15 protein-coding genes are annotated in these 22,476 nt (G+C 71.8%); 8 read left to right on the top strand and 7 right to left on the bottom strand.

Translation table 11 applies throughout. The annotated features are described in order from the left end of the window. Window positions 1-67: 67 nt before the first annotated feature. Window positions 68-2,659 (bottom strand): valine--tRNA ligase, encoded by a 2,592-nt coding sequence (gene valS / locus Cus16_RS04690; RefSeq protein WP_069711505.1) that lies wholly within the window; start codon window positions 2,657-2,659, stop codon window positions 68-70. 225 nt (window positions 2,660-2,884) lie between these two features. Here valS and proP point away from each other — a divergent pair, with 225 nt between their 5' ends. Further along, window positions 2,885-4,447: a glycine betaine/L-proline transporter ProP gene (proP, locus tag Cus16_RS04685; RefSeq protein WP_223246525.1), complete on the top strand. Its 1,563-nt coding sequence runs from the start codon at window positions 2,885-2,887 to the stop codon at window positions 4,445-4,447. 191 nt (window positions 4,448-4,638) lie between these two features. Here the strand turns inward: proP and Cus16_RS04680 are convergent, their stop codons facing one another. The 4 genes from Cus16_RS04680 to Cus16_RS04665 are packed head-to-tail and all read right to left on the bottom strand — an operon-like array spanning window position 4,639 to window position 9,843. Continuing rightward, window positions 4,639-6,252 (bottom strand): ATP-binding cassette domain-containing protein, encoded by a 1,614-nt coding sequence (locus Cus16_RS04680; RefSeq protein ID WP_223246524.1) that lies wholly within the window; start codon window positions 6,250-6,252, stop codon window positions 4,639-4,641. After that, window positions 6,249-7,124 carry an ABC transporter permease gene (locus Cus16_RS04675; RefSeq protein WP_069711503.1) on the bottom strand — a complete coding sequence of 292 codons (876 nt, stop codon included), beginning with the start codon at window positions 7,122-7,124 and terminating at the stop codon, window positions 6,249-6,251. Before Cus16_RS04675 ends, Cus16_RS04680 begins: the two co-directional genes overlap by 4 nt. After that, window positions 7,121-8,215, bottom strand: coding sequence for an ABC transporter permease (locus Cus16_RS04670; protein WP_317614857.1), 1,095 nt, complete (start codon window positions 8,213-8,215; stop codon window positions 7,121-7,123). The genes Cus16_RS04675 and Cus16_RS04670 overlap by 4 nt, the downstream gene beginning before the upstream one ends. Next, a complete protein-coding gene (locus Cus16_RS04665) occupies window positions 8,200-9,843 on the bottom strand; it encodes an ABC transporter substrate-binding protein (protein ID WP_069711502.1) in 1,644 nt (547 codons plus the stop codon). The genes Cus16_RS04670 and Cus16_RS04665 overlap by 16 nt, the downstream gene beginning before the upstream one ends. Before the next feature lie 31 nt (window positions 9,844-9,874). On the opposite strand from Cus16_RS04665, the gene Cus16_RS04660 reads away from it, so the two are divergent. Then, window positions 9,875-10,474: a TetR/AcrR family transcriptional regulator gene (locus Cus16_RS04660; protein WP_069711501.1), complete on the top strand. Its 600-nt coding sequence runs from the start codon at window positions 9,875-9,877 to the stop codon at window positions 10,472-10,474. Between the two features lie 19 nt (window positions 10,475-10,493). On the opposite strand, the gene Cus16_RS04655 is transcribed toward Cus16_RS04660, so the two are convergent. After that, a complete protein-coding gene (locus Cus16_RS04655; RefSeq protein ID WP_069711500.1) occupies window positions 10,494-11,525 on the bottom strand; it encodes a cation diffusion facilitator family transporter in 1,032 nt (343 codons plus the stop codon). A gap of 242 nt (window positions 11,526-11,767) precedes the next feature. Between Cus16_RS04655 and ileS the strand changes: the two genes are divergently transcribed. From ileS to Cus16_RS04630, 5 genes are read left to right on the top strand one after another with little or no spacing between them, the layout of a single operon-like run. Then, window positions 11,768-15,022 carry an isoleucine--tRNA ligase gene (gene ileS / locus Cus16_RS04650; RefSeq protein WP_069711499.1) on the top strand — a complete coding sequence of 1,085 codons (3,255 nt, stop codon included), beginning with the start codon at window positions 11,768-11,770 and terminating at the stop codon, window positions 15,020-15,022. Continuing rightward, the gene (locus Cus16_RS04645) at window positions 15,019-16,497 is read left to right on the top strand and encodes a bifunctional folylpolyglutamate synthase/dihydrofolate synthase (protein WP_083263710.1); all 1,479 of its coding nucleotides are present in this window, start codon (window positions 15,019-15,021) and stop codon (window positions 16,495-16,497) included. The genes ileS and Cus16_RS04645 overlap by 4 nt, the downstream gene beginning before the upstream one ends. Next, a complete protein-coding gene (locus tag Cus16_RS04640) occupies window positions 16,494-16,910 on the top strand; it encodes a DUF4233 domain-containing protein (protein ID WP_069711498.1) in 417 nt (138 codons plus the stop codon). Before Cus16_RS04645 ends, Cus16_RS04640 begins: the two co-directional genes overlap by 4 nt. 26 nt (window positions 16,911-16,936) lie before the next feature. Beyond that, a complete protein-coding gene (gene ndk, locus Cus16_RS04635) occupies window positions 16,937-17,356 on the top strand; it encodes a nucleoside-diphosphate kinase (protein ID WP_069711497.1) in 420 nt (139 codons plus the stop codon). Between the two features lie 28 nt (window positions 17,357-17,384). Beyond that, window positions 17,385-18,236, top strand: a complete 852-nt coding sequence (locus Cus16_RS04630; protein ID WP_069711496.1) for a DsbA family protein — start codon at window positions 17,385-17,387, stop codon at window positions 18,234-18,236. 466 nt (window positions 18,237-18,702) lie between these two features. Here Cus16_RS04630 and Cus16_RS04625 read toward each other — a convergent pair whose 3' ends face one another. Next, window positions 18,703-19,305, bottom strand: coding sequence for a vitamin K epoxide reductase family protein (locus tag Cus16_RS04625; protein ID WP_223246523.1), 603 nt, complete (start codon window positions 19,303-19,305; stop codon window positions 18,703-18,705). Between the two features lie 335 nt (window positions 19,306-19,640). Between Cus16_RS04625 and Cus16_RS04620 the strand changes: the two genes are divergently transcribed. After that, complete coding sequence (locus tag Cus16_RS04620; protein WP_069711494.1) at window positions 19,641-22,475, top strand: Rne/Rng family ribonuclease; 2,835 nt, start codon at window positions 19,641-19,643, stop codon at window positions 22,473-22,475. Window position 22,476 lies beyond the last annotated feature (1 nt).

Below are 22,476 nucleotides of genomic sequence, written 5' to 3'. Positions count from 1 at the left end.
CTCCAGTCCGTCCCGATCCGTCATGTCGCAGGCCGGACCGCGGACGGTCCGGCCTGCTCCCGTGACGCTACGCCTGCTGCTCGGCGAGCTCGATCTCGGTGACGGCGAGCTCCTCGCCGTCCGTGAACGACAGGTTCTCGATGCGCCCGACGGCCGCAAGGTCGACCGCCGCACGCTCGATGAGCGCCCGCTGCTCGGCCGGGGCCGACACGACGGCGCGCGTCACCGGCGTCTTCTGCGAGGCCTTCGCGGCGGTCTTCGCACCGCGGATGCCGATGAGTGCCTGCCCGACGGCTGCCAGCAGGCCCGTCGGAGCGGCCTGCGTCGGCAGCTCGGCCGTCGTCGGCCAGGAGGCGCGGTGCACGCTGGTCTCGTGGGTCCAGGCCCACACCTCCTCCGTCGCGAACGGGAGGAACGGTGCCAGCAGCCGCAGCAGCGCGTCGATCGCGGCGCGCAGCGCCAGGACCGCACTCGCCTGCGTCTCGTGCGTCGCGTCGGTCGCGGTGCCGTAGGCGCGCTCCTTGACGAGCTCGAGGTAGTCGTCGCAGAACGTCCAGAAGAACCGTTCGGTGACCTCGAGCGCGCGGGCGTGGTCGAAGCCGTCGAAGGCCGTGGTGGCCTGGTCGATCACGCTCGCGAGCTCGGCGAGCATGTCGACGTCGAGCGCCTCGGTCACGCTCGTGGCCCCGATCGGGAGCTCGAACCCGTAGACGAACTTGGCGGCGTTGAGCACCTTGATCGCCAGGCGTCGGCCGACCTTGATCTGCTTCGGGTTCTGCGCGTCGAAGGCCGCGTCCGTGCCGAGCTTCGACGAGGCCGCCCAGTAGCGGACCGCGTCCGCGCCGTGCTGCTCGAGGATCGACAGCGGCGTGACGACGTTGCCCTTCGACTTCGACATCTTCTTGCGGTCGGGGTCGACGATGAAGCCGGAGATGCTCGCGTGCTTCCAGGGGGCCACGTCGGCCTCGAGCTGGCTGCGGAGCACCGTCGTGAAGAGCCAGGTGCGGATGATGTCCTGCGCCTGCGGGCGGACGTCGTACGGGAACACGAGGTCGTACAGCGCCGGGTCGGTGTCCCACTTGCCCGCGAGCTGCGGCGTGAGCGACGAGGTCGCCCACGTGTCCATCACGTCGAGCTCGCCCTGGAAGCCGCCGGCGACGCCGCGCTGGGACTCCTCGTAGCCGGGGGCGGGCTCGGACGCCGGGTCCACCGGGAGCTGGTCCTCGGTCGGGACGATCGGCTGGTCGAACACCGGGTTGCCGTCGGCGTCGAGCGGGTACCAGACCGGCAGCGGCACGCCGAAGAAGCGCTGGCGCGAGATGAGCCAGTCGCCGGACAGGCCGCCGACCCAGTTGTCGTAGCGGACGCGCATGAAGTCCGGGTGGAACGCGATCTCCTCGCCGCGCCGGTGGAGCGTGCTGCGGAGCTGCTCGTCGCGGGCGCCGTTGACGATGTACCACTGGCGGGTCGAGACGATCTCGAGCGGCTTGTCGCCCTTCTCGAAGAACTTCACCGGGTGGTTGATCGTCTTGACGTCGCCGACGAGGTCGCCGGACTCGGTGAGGGCGTCCACGAGGACCTTCTTCGCCGAGAACACCGTCTTGCCGGCCATCTCGGCGTAGAGCTCCTTGCCGCGGGCGGACTCGATCCAGGTCGGCTCGTCCGAGCGCACGCGGCCGTCAAAGCCGATGATCGCGCGGTTCGGCAGCTGGAGCTCGCGCCACCACACCACGTCGGTGGTGTCACCGAAGGTGCAGACCATCGCGATGCCGGCGCCCTTGTCCTGCTGCGCGAGGTGGTGCGCGAGCACCGGGACCTCGACGTCGAACAGGGGAGAGCGGACGGTCTTGCCGAACAGGTCCTGGAAGCGCTCGTCGTCCGGGTGGGCGACGAGGGCCACGCACGCGGGGAGCAGCTCGGGGCGGGTGGTCTGGATGACGACGTCCTCGCCGCCGTCGGTGCGGTGGAACGCGAGGCCGTGGTACGCGCCGGGCATCTCCTTGTCCTCGAGCTCGGCCTGGGCCACCGCGGTGCGGAACGTGACGTCCCAGAGCGTCGGGGCGTCGGCCTGGTAGGCCTCGCCGCGCTCGAGGTTGCGGAGGAAGGCACGCTGCGCGCTCGCGCGGGACGTGTCGTCGATGGTCCGGTACGACTGCGTCCAGTCCACGGACAGGCCGAGCGTGCGGAAGAGGTGCTCGAACTGCTGCTCGTCCTGCACGGTCAGGCGCTCGCACAGCTCGATGAAGTTGCGGCGCGAGATCGGCAGCTGGTCGGCGGCCTTGGCGGACTTGCCGTCGCCGCCCTCGAACGGCGGGACGAACGCCGGGTCGTACGGGAGCTGCGGGTCGCAGCGGACGCCGTAGTAGTTCTGCACGCGACGCTCGGTCGGCAGGCCGTTGTCGTCCCAGCCCATCGGGTAGAAGACGTGCTTGCCGCGCATGCGCTCGTACCGGGCCTTGAGGTCGGTGTGCGTGTACGAGAACACGTGGCCGATGTGCAGCGACCCGGAGGCGGTCGGCGGCGGGGTGTCGATCGAGTACACCGCGTCCTTCGTCGCGCTGTCGCGGTCGAAGCGGTAGGTGCCGTCCTGCTCCCAGACCGGGCCCCAGACCTGCTCGAGTCCGTCGACGGTGGGCTTCTCGGGCATGGGCTTCGACATGGCGGGGCCTTTCGATCGATGTGTGCGGCACCGAGTCCGTGGTGAGGTGCCTGAGTGACACGCAGGACGTGCGTGGTGAGCACATCGTAGCGGGCCGTCGCGTCGGAGCGCTCCATCTGCTAGGCTGTCGGAGTTTGTCCGGCGGACGCGGTTTCCGTCAGGACTGCACAGTCGCTCTCCGCCGGACGCCCGAAGGCAAGACACAGCACTACCGGAGGAACGAACTTGGCACCGAACGAATCCCACCAGCACGGCGATCGGCCGTTGCGCACGAAGGCCGCCGCGAAGCGTGCACGCCGCAAGCTGACCGAGGACGACGTCACCGTCGTCGAGGAGTCGCTGCTCAAGCGTGCCGTCGCCGCCGCGGCACTCGGCAACGCGATGGAGTGGTTCGACTTCGGCATCTTCGCGTACCTGACCGTCACGATCTCGAAGGTGTTCCTGCCCGAGGGCGACCCGACGTCCAACCTCGTCGCGACCTTCGGCTTCTTCGCGGCCGCGTTCATCGTCCGTCCGATCGGCGGTGCCGTCTTCGGCCCGATCGGCGACAAGATCGGCCGCCAGAAGGTCCTCGCGCTGACCATGATCCTCATGGCCGCCGGCACGCTCATGATCGGCCTCATCCCCTCGTACGACACGATCGGGTTCTGGGCACCGGTGCTGCTCCTCGTCGCACGCTTCGTGCAGGGCTTCTCGACGGGCGGTGAGTACGGCGGCGCCGCGACGTTCATCGCCGAGTACTCGCCGGACAAGCGCCGCGGGTTCATGGGCTCGTGGCTCGAGTTCGGCACGCTCGCCGGCTACGTGCTCGGCGCCTCGATCGTCACGGCCCTGCAGTACGCCCTCCCCGAGGACTCGCTGCTCAGCTGGGGCTGGCGCATCCCGTTCCTGATCGCCGGCCCGCTCGGGCTCATCGGCCTCTACCTGCGCCTGAAGCTCGAGGAGACCCCCGCGTTCCAGAAGCAGCAGGAGCAGGCCGCCGAGCGCGAGTCGCAGAAGACGCCGTTCCTCAAGCTCTTCGCCGAGAACTGGCGGTCGCTCCTCATCTGCATCGGTCTGGTCCTCGTGTTCAACGTGACCGACTACATGCTGCTGTCGTACATGCCGACCTACCTCGAGACGAACCTCGGCCAGAACGCGACGTTCGGCCTGATCCTCATCGTCATCGTGATGATCCTCATGATGGTCGTCATCACCTTCGGCGGCCGTCTGTCCGACAAGTTCGGTCGACGTCCGGTCCTCGCCGCGGGCTGCATCGGCTTCATCCTGCTGTCGTGGCCGGCGCTCAAGCTCGTGCAGTCCGGCACCGGTGCCGGCGTGTTCTTCGGGCTGCTGATCCTGGGGCTCGTGCTCGTCACGTTCACCTCGACCATGCCGTCGACGCTCCCGGCGCTCTTCCCGACGATCATCCGCTACGGCGCCCTCGCCATCGCCTTCAACGTCTCGGTCTCGCTGTTCGGCGGCACCACGCCCCTCGCGACCCAGGCGCTCATCGCCGGGGCGAAGGACGCCGGCCTGTCGTGGGCCGAGGACATCCCCGCGTTCTACCTCATGCTCGCAGCCGTGATCGGGCTCGTCGCCGTGTACTTCACGAAGGAGACGGCCGCGACGCCGCTGATGGGTTCCGGCCCGACGGTGGCGCACGAGGACGAGGTCGCCGGCGTGATCGAGGACTACAACGACCCGAGCTCGGAGCTCGCGCAGTCCGACTGGGCGAAGGACTTCTCGACGAGCGAGATCCCGATCATCTCGGGCGACGCCCCGAAGCAGGAGACCACCGGCTCGTAGCCGCCCCTGTCGGCCGGGAGGCACGGCGCACGTCCGCCACGGACGCGCACCGTGCCTCCCGGCATGTCCGCTCCGTGGGCATTCCCCGAGACTCGGCCCGGCGGACACGTTCGCGGCTTCGCTACCGCGAACGTGTCCGCCTGGGCGAGACTCGCCCGCTGGCGCGGCGCCGCGGCGCCGGCGGCAGCTGCTCAGGCGCCGGCGGCCAGGCGGGCGGAGGCCGTCAGCAGTCGCTCGGTCGCCGGGTGCTCGGGTGCGTCGAACACGCGGGACGCCGGACCCTGCTCGACGACCCGGCCCTCGTGCACGACGAGCACGTCGTCGGCCATCCGACGCACCGCACGGAGGTCGTGCGACACGAACAGCATCGCGACGCCGGTCTCGTCGCGGAGTCGCTCGAGCAGCGTCAGCACGGCGTCCTGCACCGTCGCGTCGAGGGCGGTCACGGGTTCGTCGAGCACGACCACCTCGGGCGAGGTCGCCAGCGCCCGGGCGATCGCGAGCCGCTGCCGCTGCCCGCCCGACAGCGTGCGCGGGGGACGGGAGCGCAGCGCCGGGTCGAGCCCGACCTGCCGGAGTGCCGCATCGACCCGGTCGGCGAGCGCACCGGTCGCCCGGCGTGCACCACCGTCCGTCAGGGCGTCGGCGAGCACGCGCTCGACCGTCCACCGCTCGTCGAACGTCGCCCCGGGGTCCTGCACGACTGCGGCCACCCGGTGCCGTCGGTCCCGGCGCTCCCGTTCGGGCAGCGGCACCCACGGCGCACCGTCGAGCGTCACGGTGCCGGCGTCCGGGGTCTCGAGCCCGAGCAGCATGCGCGCGACCGTGGTCTTGCCGGAACCGGAGGCACCGATCACCCCCGTCACCCGGCCCGGGCGCACCGTGACCGCGAGGTCCTGCACGGCGGGGACCTCGTCGAACACGCGGGTCAGCCCCACGCCGTCGAGCACCGGCGCACCGTTCGCCGCCGCCGCCGCCGCCGCGGCCGGGGCCCGGGAGCGGTCAGCGCCCGAGCGCGCCGCCCGCACCAGCGCCCGCGTCGCGGGGTGCGCGGGCGCGTCGAGGACCGCCGCGACCGGGCCGTCCTCGACCACCGTGCCGTCGTCCACGACGACCACGCGGTCCGCCCACCCGGCGACGAGGCCGAGGTCGTGCGTGATGACGAGGAGCCCGGCACCGCGCTGCTGCGCCGCACGCAACTGATCCATCACGGTGACCGCGACCGCCGCGTCGAGTGCGGTGGTCGGTTCGTCCGCCACGACGAGGGCCGGCGAGGCCACGGTCGCCGCGGCGATGAGCGCCCGCTGCCGCATCCCGCCCGACAGCGTGCCCGCGAGCCGCCCGTCGGTGGCCAGCGCCGGGTCGAGCCCGACGGCCGCCAGCGCCTCGCGCACCGCTTCGACCCGGTTGACGGCCCGCAGGTCGGTGTGCAGGCGCAGGGCGTCGGCGACCTCCCGACCGACGGGGCGGAGCGGGTCGAGCGCGCCGAGGGCCTCCTGTCCGACGTACCCGACGGTCGAGCCCCGGAGCCGCCGCCACCGGCGTTCGGACAGCCCGCGGACGTCGGTGCGGTCGAGGTCGAGCCGGTCCGCGCGGACGACCGCGCCCGGTGCCGACAGCCCGAGCGCCGCCCGGGCGGTGACGGTCTTTCCCGAGCCCGACGCGCCGACGAGGGCGACGCACTCGCCGGCGGCGACGTGCAGGGTGACGTCGTGCACCAGCGTGGCACCGCCGGTGGTCACGGTGAGCCCGCTGACGTCGAGCACGCGAGCGGTCGCCGTGCGCTCCGCGCCTCCCGTGTTCACCGTGCGGCCCCCGCTCGTCGCACCGCGCGTCCGAGCACCGTCACGGACGTGGCCAGGACGACGATCGCGAGCCCGGGGAACGTGCTCATCCACGGCGCGGTCAGCAGGTAGGTGCGACCGTCCGCGAGCATCGCGCCCCACTCCGGCGCCGGCGGCGGCGTCCCGACACCGAGGTAGCTCAGCGCCGAGGCCCACACGACCGCCTGCCCGACCCCGAGGGTGGCGACGGCGACGACGGGCCAGAGCGCCGCGGGCAGCACGTGGCGGAACAGGATCCGCCCGGGCGGGCGTCCCTGCAGCACCGCCGTCTCGACCACCTGCGAGGACCGCGCGGTGCGGACGAGGGCGCGGACGATGCGTGCGTACCCGGGTGCCGTCGCGAACCCGACCGCCAGCGTCGCCGGCACCGGTCCGGGCCCGGTCACCGCGATGACGACGAGCGCGACGAGCAGGAGCGGCAGGGCGAACGCCACCTCGGTCAGCCGACCGACCACCGCGTCGACGAGCCGTCCGCCGAGGCCCGCGACCGTGCCGAGCACCACACCCGTCGTGCCGCCCACCAGGGTGGCCACCACCCCGACCACGAGCGACGCGCGCGTCCCGGCGACCACCCGCGTCAGGACGTCGCGTCCGGACTCGTCGGTGCCGAACGGGTGCGCGCCGCTCGGCGCGGCCAGGGCGTCCGCCGGGTGCACCGCGAGCGGGTCCCCGCCGCCGAGCAGCGACGGCCAGACGGCCGCCACCACCGCGGCGGCGACGACGACCGCGGCCACCAGCCCCGCCGGCCCGAGCGTCCCCCCACGAGACCGCTCGGACCGTGCCGTGGCCGGCGTCGCACCGGCCTGGAGGCCCGGGTCGGCGATGCCGCTCACCGTGCGCCCGTCCCGTGGTGCGTCCCGACGGGTACCCGGCCCCGCCGGCGCGTCGCGGTCCGTCCGCCGGGACGGCCGCCGACGGGGGCGCCGGCCCGCGGGTCGACCAGGCGCTCGACGAGGTCCGCGACGGCGAGGACGACGACGTAAGCTGCGGCGGACACGAGCGCGATGCCGGCGACGAGCGGCATGTCCCGCTGCGTGACCGCGGTCACCAGGGCACGGCCGATGCCGGGCAGCGCGAACACCGACTCGACGACGACCGCGCCGGACACCAGCGACCCGAAGGCCCAGGCGGACAGGGCGATGCCGGGCAGTGCCGCGTGCCGCAGAAGGTGCCGACCGAAGAGTCCCGCGCGCGACTCGCCGCGACCGCGGGCGGCCAGGGCGAACGCCGAGCGCTGCGCGTCGACCACGCCGTCGCGCACGGTCTCGGCGAGGTACCCGGCGACGGGGACCGCGACCGTGAGCACGGGCAGCACCCAGCCTCGTACGGAGCCGTCCGAGACCGCCGGCACCCAGCCGAGGGCGCTCGCGAAGACGACGATGAGCACGCTGCCGAGCCAGAAGTGCGGGACGACGCTGGCCGTCACCGTGATCGCGCCGGTCAGGGCGGCGGCGACGCGGCCGCGCTGGGTGGACCACCACGCGGCGGCGATCGCGAGCACCCAGGCGACGACGAGCCCGGCCACGGCGAGCGTCAGCGTCATCGGGAGCTGCTGCGCGAGGAGCGTCGACACCGGGGTGCGGAAGGCGTATGAGTCGCCGAGGTGCCCGGTCGCGAGTCGGCCGAGGAACACCGCGTACTGGACGAGCACCGGCCGGTCGAGCCCGTACTCCCGGCGGACGGCGTCGACCGCCTCGGCCGAGGCCTGGGAACCCGGACCACCGAGGATCGCGAGCGCTGGGTCACCGGGGACGAGCCGGATCGCGACGAAGACGATCGTCGCGACGGCCCAGAGCACGCCGACGCCGCCGGCCGCCCGGCGGAGGCCCCACAGGACCCATGCCGAGCCGACGGCGGTCCGGTGCTCGCGTGTCGGACGCAGGGGGTGCCTCCCGGCCGGTGGGCTCGTCAGCGCGCGATCCACGCCGTGCCGAACCACGGTGTGGAGACCGACGTGGTCTCGATGCCGTGGACGGTCGACCGGTACAGGAAGTGGTTCTGCTGGTCGTAGAGCGGCAGCACGGTGCCGCTGGCGAGGATCCGCTGCTGGGCCTGACGGTACAGGTCCCCGCGCTCGTCGGCGTCGGCGGTCGCGGCCGCACGCTGCAGGAGGTCGTCGACCGTCGGGTCGTCGAGCTGCGCGAGGTTCGCGAAGTAGCCCGACGGCGCCGGCGTGATGCTCGCGCTGTCGTAGAGGATCCGGAGGACGTCGGGGCCGACCTTCGTGTACGGCGCACTGACGACGTCGTACTGGTTCGCGGCGAGCGCGGCGTACCAGCTCGACAGGTCGAGCTCCTCGAGCCGGACGTCGAACCCGACGGCCTTCTCGGAGGCCTGGACCTGCTGGAACAGGCTGCGTTCGGCGGGCACGGACTGGTTCGTCGACACCGGGAAGGTCACGGTGAGGCGCTCGCCGTCCTTCTGGCGGATCCCGTCGCTGCCGACCTTCCAGCCGGCCTCGTCGAGCAGGCGCTCCGCGGTCGTGGGGGAGTACTCGAACAGGGCCGGGTCGGAGTACCCGTCGGGCTCGACGCTCGACAGCACCGAGTACGAGCGCTTCGCGGTGCCGAGGAACAGGCTCCGGAGACCCGGGTCGATCTCGGCGCCGGCGATGAAGGCCTTGCGGACCGCCTCGTCCTGGAACACGCCGTGCCCGGAGTTCAGCTCGAGGCGGTTCGAGGCGCCGGGGCGCGGGGCGTCGAGGTCGCGGATCGCGCCCTTCGTGGACGCGGCCTTCAGCTGGTCGGGCTGGGCGTTGTCGATGACGTCGACCTGGCCCGCCTGCAGCGCCGCGTAGCGCGAGGTCGAGTCGGGCAGGAAGCGCCAGGTGATGCCGTCGAGGCGGGGTTCCGTCGACCCGGAGAGCGGCGTGTACCGGGTGTTCTTCGCCAGGGTGACGCGGTCACCGTGCTGCCACTTCGTCACGGTGAAGGGGCCGGTGCCGACCGGGGACTCGCAGTTGGTCGCCTGCGGACGATCGAGCGCCTTCGGGGACTCCATGCCGACCCACGGCTGCGAGAACGACTCGAGCAGCGCACTGTCCGGACGGCTCAGGGTCAGCGTCACCGTGTGGTCGTCGGTCGCGGTGGCCTTCGTGATCGACTGCAGGGCGAGGTAGCCCGTGCTCGACGCGGTCGTCGGGTCCTGCACGTGCTCGATGTTCGCGACGACGGCGGCCGCGTCGAACGGGGTGCCGTCCGAGAACGTGACGTCCTTCCGCAGGTCGAACGTCAGGGTCCTGCCGTCGCCGCTGGTCTGCCAGTCGGTCGCGAGGGCGGGGCTCGGCCGGCGGTCGCGGTCGAGGCTCGTGAGCGTCTCGATGTACTGCGTCGACAGCAGGGCCTGCGGGTAGTTGCCGCCGACGTGCGGGTCGAGGCAGGTGGGCTCCGCGTCGCCCGAGGCGTACGTGAGGGTGCCGCCGCTGACCGGCGTGCTGTCGGAGGTGGCCGCGCCGCCACCGGTGCAGGCGGTGAGGGTCAGCAGGACCGCGGAGGCGCCCGCGGCGGTGAGGAGGGCGCGGGCGCGTGTTTTCTGTACTCGGTCCAAGATCATGGCGCGTCGAGTCTAGCGGTTTACTGAGGGCATGGACGAGACGATGCGCCGCGGTGGCCGCCCCCGACGCTCGAGCGCCGGGGTGCTCGCCGACGCGGCGGCCGAGCTGTTCCTCGAGCAGGGCTACGGACGGACGACGGTCGACCACATCGCCGCCCGGGCCGGCGTCAGCCGTGCGACCTTCTTCAACTACTTCGGCGCCAAGTCCGACGTGCTCTGGCTCGAACTGGACGCCGCGGTCGCCGACATCCCCGCGTTCCTGGCCGCGTCGACCGAGCGGAGCCCGGTGCGCGCGGTGGAGGAGGCGCTCGTGGCGGCCGCGCGGGCGCACGACCCGGAGCGCGTGCCGTGGGCGATCGCGCAGGCCGAGGTGATGGACATCGGCACCGAGCTCGTCGCGAGCGTCGCCGCGCGGGTGATGGCGCAGCACGGGGCGGTGTCGGCGTTCGTCGGTTCCCGGACGGGGGAGCGCCCGACGGCGCTCTGGCCGCAGACGGTCTCCGGAGCGCTGCTCGGGGCGGCCGCGGCGGCGTTCGGGGTCTGGGTCGCCGACGGGGTCGGGCGACGCTCGCTCGTGGAGTACGTCGGCGCGGCGCTGACGCCGGTCGCGGCGGGGCTCGACGCGCGCTGACCGGCTCCGCGGTCGGGCCCTACGCCCGGAGCGTGCCCGCGCCGCCGGACGCGACGTCCTCGACCGTGCCGTCGCGGACGATCGCGGGGACCTCGCCGTCTCCACGAGCTGCGAGCGACGCATCGCCCGGGATGCTCAGCGTGAGCACCGCCTCCTCGATGTACTGACTGGTCTCCAGGGACTCCTCGACCCGACGCAGCCGCACGGCGACGTGCTCCTCGTCCTCGTTGCCGGTCAGGTCGACGGCGGCGACGAGGAACACCCGTGACGGTCCGACGAACTCGAGGTGCAGGTACGTGACCCGCTCCACCTCGTCGCGGCGGAGCAGCTCGGTGAGGACGGCGTCCTCCAGCTCGGGCGAGGTGGCCTCGCCGACCAGGAAGCGGCGGTTCCGCTCGATGAGGACGATCGCGACGACCCCGAGCAGCAGCCCCACCGCGATGGAGCCGATCGCGTCGAACACCGCCAGGCCGGTGACCTGGTGGAGGAAGACCCCGAGGAACGCGATGACGAGGCCGACGAGCGCGGCGGCGTCCTCGGCGAAGACGGCCCGGAGCGTGGGGTTCGACGACTGCAGCACGTGCCGGAGCACCGGCACGCGGCGCTTCGTGGCGGCACCGTGCGCCTGGCGGTATGCCTGCAGGAAGCTCGTGCCCTCGAGGACGAACGCGATCGCCAGCACGACGTAGTTGAGGACGACGTCCTCTGCGGGACCGGTCTCGCCGAGCTCGGTGATCCCGTGCCAGATCGACACGACGGCGCCGGCGGTGAAGAGGCCGAACGCGGCGAACATCGACCAGATGTAGGTCTCGCGTCCGTAGCCCAGCGGGTGCTTCCGGTCCCGTTGCTTCGCACCCCGGCGTTCCGCCACGAGCAGGAAGACCTCGTTGCCGGTGTCGGCCCACGAGTGCGCGGCCTCGGCGGTCATCGACGCCGATCCGGTGAGCATGGAGGCGACGGTCTTGGCGACGGCCACGAGCAGGTTGGCGGCGAAGGCGATGACGACGGTGAGCAGGGACTCCGGACGGTCCTGCTTCTCGGACGAGGGCATCGCTCCAGCATGCTCCGACTCTTGTAGACTCGTCCCACCAGGCGTCGAACCGGCCATCACCGGGGAGCCTCCGGAAGAACGCGGCAGCACCACCGTCGTCAGTAGACCCGGGCGGACCGGACCGCACCCCATCCGGCGAACGAGCGGTCGGTCGCAGCGCGAGCAGCGGCCGGCAAGCGAGGTGGTACCGCGGAGCACGCTCCGTCCTCGTGGCAGACGACCCCGACCACAGGAGCCATGCGGTGCGCTACCCCTTGAACTCGAACGCCGACGGCGTCACGCCCTCGCCGAGCTTCCCCGCCGTCGAGCAGGGGATCCTCGCCTTCTGGAAGGGCGACGACACCTTCCAGGCGTCGATCGACCAGCGCGAGGGCTGCACCGAGTGGACGTTCTACGACGGCCCGCCGTTCGCCAACGGCCTGCCGCACTACGGTCACCTGCTGACCGGCTACGCGAAGGACGTCTTCCCGCGCTACCAGACCATGCGCGGCAAGCAGGTGCACCGCCGCTTCGGCTGGGACACCCACGGCCTGCCCGCCGAGCTCGAGGCGATGCGCCAGCTCGGGATCACCGAGAAGCACGAGATCGACGACATGGGCGTCGACGTGTTCAACGCGGCCGCCAGGAAGTCCGTGCTGCAGTACACCGACGAGTGGCAGGCGTACGTCACCCGCCAGGCACGCTGGGTCGACTTCGAGGACGACTACAAGACCCTCGACGTCACGTACATGGAGAGCGTCCTGTGGGCGTGGAAGCAGCTCTGGGACAAGGGTCTGGCGTACGAGGGCTTCCGCGTCCTGCCGTACTGCTGGAACGACCAGACCCCGCTGTCGAACCACGAGCTGCGCATGGACGACGACGTCTACAAGATGCGCCAGGACCAGTCGGTCACGGTGTCGTTCCCGCTGCAGGGTGCCCGCGCCGCCGAGCTCGACCTGACCGGGGTCCGCGCCCTCGCCTGGACGACGACCCCCTGGACGCTGCCGACGAACGCGGCGCTCGCCGTCGGTCCGGAGATCGCGTACGCGGTCGTGCCGGCCGGGCCGGGAGGCGCGGCTGACGGTGGCGACGCCGGTGCGGCCCGGTACCTCCTGGCTTCGGACACCGTGGCGGCCCACGCGAAGGACCTCGGCTACGAGTCGGCCGACGACGCGCTCGCCGCCGTGCTCCGCACGGTCGCCGGCGCCGAGCTCGACGGCGTCGGGTACGAGCGGCTGTTCGACTTCCTGGCCGACCAGGAGGGGTACGAGCACGCGTGGCGGATCCTCGTCGCCGAGTACGTCGAGACGGGTGAGGGCACGGGCATCGTGCACCAGGCCCCGGCGTACGGCGCCGACGACCAGGAGGTCTGCGCGGCCGCCGGCATCCCGGTCGTGCTCTCCCTCGACGAGGGCGGCCGCTTCACCGCGCAGTTCGGTGAGGTCGCCGGCATGCTCTGGTCGGACGCGAACAAGCCGCTGACGAAGGCCGTGCGCGACATGGGTCGCCTGCTCCGCCAGGCGTCCTACGAGCACAGCTACCCGCACTGCTGGCGCTGCCGCAAGCCGCTCATCTACAAGGCGGTCTCGTCGTGGTTCGTCCGCGTCACCGAGTTCCGCGACCGGATGGGCGAGCTCAACCAGGACGTCAACTGGGTGCCGGACAACGTCAAGGACGGCCAGTTCGGCAAGTGGGTCGGCAACGCGATCGACTGGTCGGTCTCGCGGAACCGCTACTTCGGCACGCCGATCCCGGTCTGGGTGTCGGACGACCCGGCGTACCCGCGCCAGGACGTCTACGGCTCCCTCGAGGAGATCGAGCGCGACTTCGGTCGGCTGCCGGTGAACGCCGACGGCGAGGTCGACCTGCACCGTCCGTTCATCGACGACCTGACCCGCCCGAACCCCGACGACCCGACCGGGCAGTCGACCATGCGCCGCATCTCGGACGTGTTCGACGTGTGGTTCGACTCCGGGTCGATGCCGTACGCGCAGGTGCACTACCCGTTCGAGAACCGCGAGTGGTTCGAGGAGCACAGCCCCGCCGACTTCATCGTCGAGTACATCGGGCAGACGCGTGGCTGGTTCTACGTCATGCACGCCCTGTCCACGGCGCTGTTCGACCGCCCGGCCTTCCGGAACGTGATCAGCCACGGCATCGTGCTCGGCTCCGACGGCCAGAAGATGTCGAAGTCGCTCCGGAACTACCCGGACGTGTCCGAGGTGTTCGACCGCGACGGTGCCGACGCCATGCGCTGGTTCCTCATGTCGTCGTCGGTGATCCGCGGCGGCAACCTCGTCGTGACCGAGGAGGGCATCCGCCAGGGCGTCCGCGAGTTCCTGCTGCCGCTGTGGTCGACGTACTACTTCTTCACCCTCTACGCGAACGCCTCCGGCGACAACGGCTACCAGGCCTCGCGCAGCACGGCGAGCACCGACGTGCTCGACCGCTACCTGCTCGCGAAGACCCGCGTGCTCGTCGCCGACGTCACGACGCACCTCGACGCGCTCGACACCCCGCTCGCGGCGCAGGCCGTCCGCGACTTCGCCGACGTGCTGACGAACTGGTACGTCCGGCGTTCGCGCGACAAGTTCTGGCTCGGCGCGGCGTCCTCGCCCGAGGCGCAGGCGGCGTTCGACACGCTCCACACCGTGCTCGAGACCCTCACCCGGGTCGCCGCGCCGCTCGCACCGCTCGTCACCGAGGAGGTCTGGCAGGGCCTGACCGGCGGGCGCAGCGTGCACCTCGAGGACTTCCCGTCGCCCGACGAGTTCCCGGCCGACGACGCCCTCGTCGCCGCGATGGACCGCGTGCGGGACGTCGCCTCGAAGGGCCTCGCGCTCCGCAAGGCCACCGGTCGGCGCGTCCGGCTGCCGCTCGCCACGCTGACCCTCGTGGTGCCGGACCCGACCGCGATCGAGCCGTTCGCGGACATCCTGCGCGACGAGCTCAACGTGAAGCGGGTCGTGCTCGAGCAGCAGGAGGAGTCCTCGCTCGGCCGCTACGGCATCGAGCGGAAGCTCTCCGTCAACGCCCGTGCCGCCGGTCCCCGCATCGGCAAGCAGGTGCAGCAGGTGATCCCGGCCGCCAAGAAGGGCGACTGGGTCGCGACGGAGTCCGGCGTCACCGTCGGCGGCGTGGACCTCGTCGAGGGCGAGTACACGCTCGACCTCACCGTGACGGACGACTCCGTCGCGGTGGCGTTCCTCGACGGCGGTGGCTTCGCGGTGCTCGACACCGTGACCACGCCGGAGCTCGAGGCCGAGGGGCTCGCCCGCGACGTCGTCCGCGCCGTGCAGCAGGCCCGCCGCGACGCCGACCTCGACGTCAGCGACCGCATCGCCCTGACCCTCCGGGTGTCGGCCGACGCCGAGGGCCCGGTCCGCACGCACGAACAGCTCATCGCGGGGGAGACCCTGTCGACGAGCGTCGAGGTGACCACGACGACGTTCGCTCCCGGCGAGGGCTCGGACGTCGGCGACGGTGCGAAGGTGTCCGTGGAGGTGGCACGCGCATGAGCGACAGCAACGCGTACGACGACCACGACGACCCGGCCGGGGACGGCATCGAGATCCCCGTCGGCCCGTCCGGCGACCAGACCCCGGCCGATGCCCTGCCGTACGGCGGGGACGACGACGAGGTCCGGCGCGTCGAGGCGGCCCTGTACGCCCGGATCGGCGAGCAGGCCCCCGAGCGCCGGCTGACCGCGACCCGACGTGCCGTCGAACTCCTCGGCGACCCGCACCTGGCGTACCCGGTCATCCACGTCACGGGCACGAACGGCAAGACGTCGACCGCCCGCATGACCGAGAGCATCGTCCGCGCGCACGGGCTCCGGACGGGCCTGATGACGAGCCCGCACCTGGTCTCGATCCGCGAGCGAATCGTCATCGACGGCGAGCCGATCGCGGCCGACCGGTTCGTCGAGAACTGGGACGACATCACGCCGATCCTCGCGATGACCGACCAGGAGCTCACCGACCGGGGCGAGCAGCCCCTGACCTTCTTCGAGGCGCTCACCGTCCTCGCCCTGGCGTGCTTCGCCGAGGCGCCGGTCGACGTCGCCGTGATCGAGGTCGGCATGGGCGGGGAGTGGGACTCCACGAACGTCGTGCAGAGCCAGGTTCAGGTGATCACGCCCGTCGCCATCGACCACGCCAAGCAGCTCGGGTCGACCGTCGCCGAGATCGCCCGCACGAAGTCCGGGATCATCAAGCCGTCGTCGTCCGTCGTGTCGAGCGCGCAGACGCCCGAGGCGCTCGCCGAGCTCGAGCGTGCGGCCGAGCTCACCGAGTCGACGCTCGCGGTCGAGGGCACCGGGTTCTCGGTCGTGTCGGACACCCCGGCGGTCGGCGGCCAGCTCGTCTCCGTGCAGGGCATCGCCGGCCGGTACGACGACCTGTTCGTCCCGCTGTTCGGCCAGCACCAGGCGCACAACGCCGCGGTCGCGATCGCCGCCGTCGAGTCGTTCCTCGGTCGCGGGTCGCAGGCCCTCGACGAGGACGTCCTCGCCGAGGGCCTCGCCGCGGCGACGAGCCCCGGTCGCCTGCAGCCGATCGCACAGGAGCCGACCGTCGTGGTCGACGCCGCGCACAACCCGCACGGGGCCCGCGCCCTGGCCGAGGCGCTGCCGGTCGCGTTCCCGTCGGAGCACGTCGTCGGCGTCGTCGGGATCCTCGGCGACAAGGACGCCCGCGGCTTCGTCCGCGCGCTCGCTGACACCGTGCAGACCTTCGTCGTCACGCAGCCGCCCGGCGACCGCGCCCTGGACGCCGACGCGTTCGCCCGCGTCGTCGTGGCCGAGGTCGGCGAGGACCGCGTGGTCGTCGAGCCGTCGCTCGAGCAGGCGCTGCAGGAGGCGCGCGACCTGGCGGACGAGGCGGACGCCGAGGACGCCCTCGTGCTCGTCGCGGGGTCCATCGTGATGGTGGGCAAGGTCATGGACCTGGTCCACGCGGAAGGGCTGCGTTCCGGGGGAGGCGAGGCGGAGTGACGGACGCACCACGGGCCTCCCGGCCGGGCCGCCAGCCGCGCGTGCGGAAGCCGCGTCCGCAGCGCGGTGCCCGCGAGAGCCTGCTCGCCATCACCCTCGGACTCGAGGCCGTGATGTTCTTCTTCCCGATGCTCGTCGTGTACGGGAAGGGCACGCTGCCGCCGCTCGCGGCGTTCGGTGGCGGGATCCTCGCGATCATCGTCCTCGCAGCTTCCTCACGCCTGACGGGCAAGCCGGCCGGTGTATGGTTCGGGTGGCTGCTGCAGGCGGCCATCCTCGCCACCGGTTTCATCGAACCGTTCATGTTCGCGGTCGGCGCGGTGTTCCTGGCGCTGTGGGTGTTCTGCTTCGTCAAGGGCGGTCAGCTCGACCGGCAGAACGCCGCGTTCCGAGCCGCGCAGGGCGAGGACTGACGACCACCGAACCACAGGAGAACTGCGTGTCCGATCTCGAAGAGACCCTCGTCCTCGTCAAGCCCGACGGCGTCGCCCGCCAGCTCACCGGAGAGGTCCTCCGCCGGATCGAGGCCAAGGGCTACGAGATCGTCGACCTGAAGATGGTGACCGCCTCGCGCGAGCTGCTCGACTCGCACTACGAGGAGCACCAGGGCAAGCCGTTCTTCGAGCCGCTCGTCGAGTTCATGCAGTCCGGACCCGTCGTCGCCGTGCGCGTCGCGGGCAACGGCGTGATCCAGGGCTTCCGCTCGCTCGCCGGCACCACCGACCCGACCTCGGCCGCCCCGGGCACCATCCGTGGCGACCTCGGTCGTGACTGGGGCCTTAAGGTGCAGCAGAACCTCGTGCACGGCTCGGACTCCCCGGAGTCCGCCGCCCGCGAGCTCGCCCTCTGGTTCGCGTGACCCCCGGCCCCGACAGGATCCCGAAGCGATGACGAACAACGACCGACCGACCAAGAACGAGCGCCGTCAGCACGCCCGCGACGTCGCCCGCCAGCGCGCCGACGCCGAGAAGCGTCGCAAGCGCCGCAACAAGTGGTTCCTCCAGGGCGGCATCGGCCTGGGCATCGTGGCGGTCGCGGCCATCGTCGCGATCGTCGTGGTGAACGTCAACAACGGTGGTGGCTCCGTGTCGGCCGCCGGCCCGAAGAACATGGTCACCGGCGGCATCCAGTTCACCGGTGCCGACGGCAAGATCGAGCCGGTCACGACCGGTGGGGTCTCCGCCGACGGCACCCCGTCTCCGGTCCCGACCGCCGACAGCGACGGCAAGGTCAAGGTCGTCGAGTACGTCGACTGGGCCTGCCCGGTGTGCAAGCAGTTCGAGGGTGCCTACGCCGACCAGATCGCCGACTACGTCAAGAACGGTCAGGCGACGCTCGAGATCCACCCGGTCTCGATCCTCGACCGCAGCTACCTCGGGTCGCGCTACGCCAGCCGTGCCGCGAACGCCGCCATGTGCGTCGCGAACAACGAGCCGGACAAGTTCCTCGACGTGCAGACGCAGTTCTTCGAGAAGCAGCCGGAGGAGGGCACGAAGGGCCTGACGAACGCCGAGATCGCCGACCTGGTGAAGGCCGGCGGTGCCACGAGCTCCGCGGTCTCCGAGTGCCTGTCGAACGAGACGTACAAGGGGTGGGTCACGAAGGTGACGAACCAGGTGCTCGCCGACGAGAGCCTCAAGGGTCCGCAGGGCTTCGGCACGCCGACCATCCTCGTGAACGGGCAGCGCGTGAACACGCTCACCGACGTCGTGCCGACCATCCAGGCCGCCGCGAAGTAGTCGCTCCACGCCGTACGGCCCCGTCCCCCCGCTCCCGGGGGTGCGGGGCCGTCGTCGTGCCCGGGGTCGGGAGTTGGTCGGGCGCGCTCGCGTGCCTGGTCGTTCCGGGCGTGCCTGGTGGTTCCGGGCGTACCTGGTCTTTCCGGGCGTGCCTGGTCGATCTGTTCGACCAGGTACGCCCGTTCTCGCCAGGTACCGCACCCGTCATGGGAAGGAACGGGCACCGAGCACCCCCGGCGCGGAGGATGGGGGCGAGGGACAGGGCCGCGGGGATGCCTGGTCGGTCCGCGCATGCCTGGTGGTTCCGGGCGTGCCTGGTCGATCTATCCGACCAGGTACGCCCGTTCTCGCCAGGTACCGCACCTGTCATGGGAAGGAACGGGCGCGCACGGGTTCGCCCGCGGGCACCGGCGCCCGCGGAGCACACGGGCGTCAGCAGGGCGCGGCTCGAAAGCGCCGGCCGGCGTCAGAGCGTGGTGAGGACCCGGGGGAAGACGATCAGGATGCTGACCACGATCACGGCGTAGTTCGCCAGCACGAGCGCCCACGAGTAGGGCAGCAGTGCGCGCCCGACCCGCTGGAGCCCGGCGCCGAAGCGTCCCTGCGCGGCGTTCCAGGTCGTGAAGATCCAGAACATCGGGATCGTGACGCTCCACACGAGCAGGCACCAGGGGCACAGGTAGCCGATGACCCACACGGTCTGCGTGAAGAGCCAGGTCACGAAGACCCAGGCGAGGAGCACGCCCGCGTTGAACAGGACCCAGAACCACCGGTGTCCGTTCCGCATGCCGGCGAGCAGCATGACGCCCACGGCGATCGGGGCGACGAAGCCCATCACGCCCAGGAGCGGGTTCGGGAAGCCGAAGAGCGACCCCTGCCAGCTCGTCATCACCTGCGAGCAGTTCACGAAGGGACTGACGTCGCAGGACAGCGCCTTCGACGGGTTCTCGTACTTCGCGAACTCGTCGATCACCAGGTTGAACGCGGCGAAGAGGCCGACCGCGCCGGTGACGACGAGGAAGACCGCCATGGCGACGGGGCGGCGGGGCGAGGTTGCGCTCGTGCTCACGCCGTCATCATCGCATGCCCGTTCCGGTACTTTCCTGGCACGTCGTGCGACAATGGCTGGAGTCGCGCGGCCGATCCGTGCGGCGAGAGAGCTTTCCGGGCGCAGCCCGGACGATCAGGTGCGGTGAGAGCGCGCCGTGACCGGGACTCGCGTCACCTGGGACGCCGAGCCGGACGGGCCGGGTGCCCGACACGGAACGGCCGAGGACCACAACCCCAGGGCGGTGCGCACCGGTCGCAAGGAACGAACACGGGGACGTCGACGCCACCCGTGACAACCACAGAATTCCCGCCGTCCGACAGGGCGCGAGTGGGGCCGAGGAGTGCACCAGATCCATGGTGGAGCAGAACACCGACAACACGAACAACGAAGAAGTCGCACCGAAGCGCCGGGGACGCCTCTTCGGCAACCGCCGCGCGCGGTCCACCGGCCCGGAGGCCCGTGGTGACGTCGACGAGACCACCGCGGACGCCGAGACGGTCGCCGACGAGTCGATCGCACCGACGGCGCCCGACGCCGTCCCGGAGTCGACGCCCGTGGCGGTCGAGCAGGTCGCGGTCGCCGCGACCGAGCCGCAGGACGTGTCGACCGTGACCGGCAGCCAGCCGGTCGTCGGGACGCCGCCGGTGTCCGAGGACGCGAGCCCCGCCGCGGTGACGCCCGTGACGGAGGCGACCCCTGCCTCCCGTCCGGAGCCCGTGTCGGCAGCCGAGCCCGTGTCGGTAGCCGAGCCGGAGGAGTCGGCCACCGAGCCCTTCGTCCCGCGCGCGACGAGCACGCTCAGCCTGATCTTCCACGCGCCGGTCCTGCCGGACCTCCCGGTCCGCCCGGCCCGCGACGAGCACGACGACGAGGACGAGGACGACGAGCAGGGCGGCAACCGTCGCCGCTCGCGCCGCCGGGGCAGCAGCGCCGACCGCCAGGAGCGGGGCGTCCGCGAGCCGCGCGACCACCAGGAACCGCGTCGTCGCGAGCCCGAGCTCATCACCGAGCCGCAGCGCATCAAGGGCTCCACGCGCCTCGAGGCGAAGAAGCAGCGTCGCCGCGACGGCCGTGACGCCGGTCGTCGTCGCACGGTCATCACCGAGGACGAGTTCCTCGCCCGCCGCGAGAGCGTCGACCGCCAGATGATCGTGCGGTCGAGCTCGTCGAAGATCGAGATCGGCGTGCTCGAGGACAACGTGCTCGCCGAGCACTACGTCACGAAGTCGCACAACGTCTCGCTCATCGGCAACGTCTACCTCGGCAAGGTGCAGAACGTGCTGCCCTCGATGGAGGCGGCGTTCGTCGACATCGGCCGCGGCCGGAACGCGGTGCTCTACGCCGGCGAGGTCGACTGGAACTCGGTCGACACCGGCAACCACGGCCGTCGCATCGAGGCCGCACTCCGCCCCGGCGACAAGGTGCTCGTGCAGGTCACGAAGGACCCGGTGGGCCACAAGGGCGCCCGCCTCACCTCGCAGGTCTCGCTGCCCGGTCGATACCTGGTGTACGTGCCGAACGGCTCGATGAACGGCATCTCCCGCAAGCTGCCGGACACCGAGCGCGCGCGCCTGAAGAAGATCCTCAAGGAGGTCCTGCCGGAGCACGCGGGCGTCATCGTGCGCACCGCGGCCGAGGGCGCGACCGAGGAACAGCTCACCCGCGACGTGCAGCGCCTGACCAGCCAGTGGGAGGCGATCCAGAAGAAGGTCGCGAACGGCCAGGCACCGGTCATGCTCCACTCGGAGCCCGACCTGCTCGTGAAGATCGTCCGCGACGTCTTCAACGAGGACTTCACCAAGCTCATCATCGACGGCGACGCCGCCCGCGGCACGATCGAGGAGTACCTCGACGCCGTCGCGCCGGACCTCAAGGACCGCGTCGAGATCTACGACGGCCCGGACTCCTTCGAGGAGTACCGCCTCAACGAGCAGATCGAGAAGGCGCTCGACCGCAAGGTCTGGCTGCCGTCGGGTGGCTCGCTCGTGATCGACCGCACCGAGGCCATGACGGTCGTCGACGTCAACACGGGCAAGTTCGTCGGCTCGGGCGGCAACCTCGAGGAGACCGTCACGAAGAACAACCTCGAGGCGGCCGAGGAGATCGTCCGGCAGCTCCGGCTCCGGGACATCGGCGGCATCATCGTCGTCGACTTCATCGACATGGTGCTCGAGTCGAACCGGGACCTCGTGCTCCGTCGACTCGTCGAGTGCCTGAGCCGCGACCGGACGAAGCACCAGGTCGCCGAGGTCACGTCGCTCGGTCTCGTGCAGATGACCCGCAAGAAGATCGGTGTCGGCCTCCGCGAGTCCCTCGACGAGGTCAACGCGAAGGTCAACGACAACAACGCGGACCCGGGGCCGTCGAAGAGCCGGCGGAAGGCCCGTGGGAACAGCGGCCCGAACGGCGGCAACGGCAACGGCGCGTCGGGCAACGGCTCGCACGGGTCGAACGGCCAGTCGTCCCAGGCGCACCAGATCACCGAGGACGTCAAGAACGCGCTGTCCCGCATCGCGGCCTCGACGCTGCCCCATGACGAGGCCGCCGCCGGTGTGACCGGTGTCGCGGCTCCGAACGGTGGCCAGGCTCCCGCCGCGTCGACGGGCTCGCCGGTGTCCGCGCCGGAGCAGGGGACCGAGCAGGACGCGTCGACCCCCGCCGCCGACGGCCAGGGTGGCGAGCAGCCGTCCGGCTCGAAGCGTCGTCGTCGCCGTGGCGGCCGCGGCGCCGGTGCCCCGGGTGCGGAGCAGGCGTCGTCGTCGACCGACGAGCAGCCCTCGGCTGCTGTGGAGCCGATGGCTGCGGAGCCGACCGCTGCGCCCGAGCCCGCCGCCCGTGCGGACGTCCCCGCGGTCGCCGAGCCGACCACGGCCGACGAGCCGACCGCCGCGCCGACGAAGAGCGCCGCGCCGGCCCGACGTCGCGTGAGCTCGAGCGCCCCGGTCACCCCGACGGAGAACACCGTCGCGATCCTCGACATCCCCGTCGCGGTCACGAAGCGCGAGCCGCGGCCGGTCCGCGACGACGCCGAGTCGCTGCTCGACTCGGTGCTGCAGGCGCTCCCGGAGCCGAAGCAGCCCGGTCAGGGCCGTTCGCGGTCCCGGCGGGTGTCGTCCCCGAGCATCAGCGCGCCCGCGTCGTCCGGTGACGACGTGCAGGACGACGGCTCCGTGATCGTGGGGAACTGAG

The organism is Curtobacterium sp. ER1/6, from assembly GCF_001742745.1.
In the GTDB taxonomy this organism is placed as follows: Bacteria; Actinomycetota; Actinomycetes; order Actinomycetales; family Microbacteriaceae; genus Curtobacterium; species Curtobacterium citri.
The sequence above is the reverse complement of the archived record's forward strand: the minus strand, read 5'-3'. Positions and strand labels throughout refer to the sequence as shown.

Excerpts from the sequence above, each read along its gene's own strand:
- valS (WP_069711505.1), bottom strand. The coding sequence starts at position 2,659 with ATGTCGAAGCCCATGCCCGAGAAGCCCACCGTCGACGGACTCGAGCAG.
- Cus16_RS04665 (WP_069711502.1), bottom strand. The coding sequence starts at position 9,843 with ATGATCTTGGACCGAGTACAGAAAACACGCGCCCGCGCCCTCCTCACC.
- Cus16_RS04660 (WP_069711501.1), top strand. The coding sequence starts at position 9,875 with ATGGACGAGACGATGCGCCGCGGTGGCCGCCCCCGACGCTCGAGCGCC.
- Cus16_RS04655 (WP_069711500.1), bottom strand. The coding sequence starts at position 11,525 with ATGCCCTCGTCCGAGAAGCAGGACCGTCCGGAGTCCCTGCTCACCGTC.
- Cus16_RS04645 (WP_083263710.1), top strand. The coding sequence starts at position 15,019 with ATGAGCGACAGCAACGCGTACGACGACCACGACGACCCGGCCGGGGAC.
- Cus16_RS04630 (WP_069711496.1), top strand. The coding sequence starts at position 17,385 with ATGACGAACAACGACCGACCGACCAAGAACGAGCGCCGTCAGCACGCC.
- Cus16_RS04620 (WP_069711494.1), top strand. The coding sequence starts at position 19,641 with ATGGTGGAGCAGAACACCGACAACACGAACAACGAAGAAGTCGCACCG.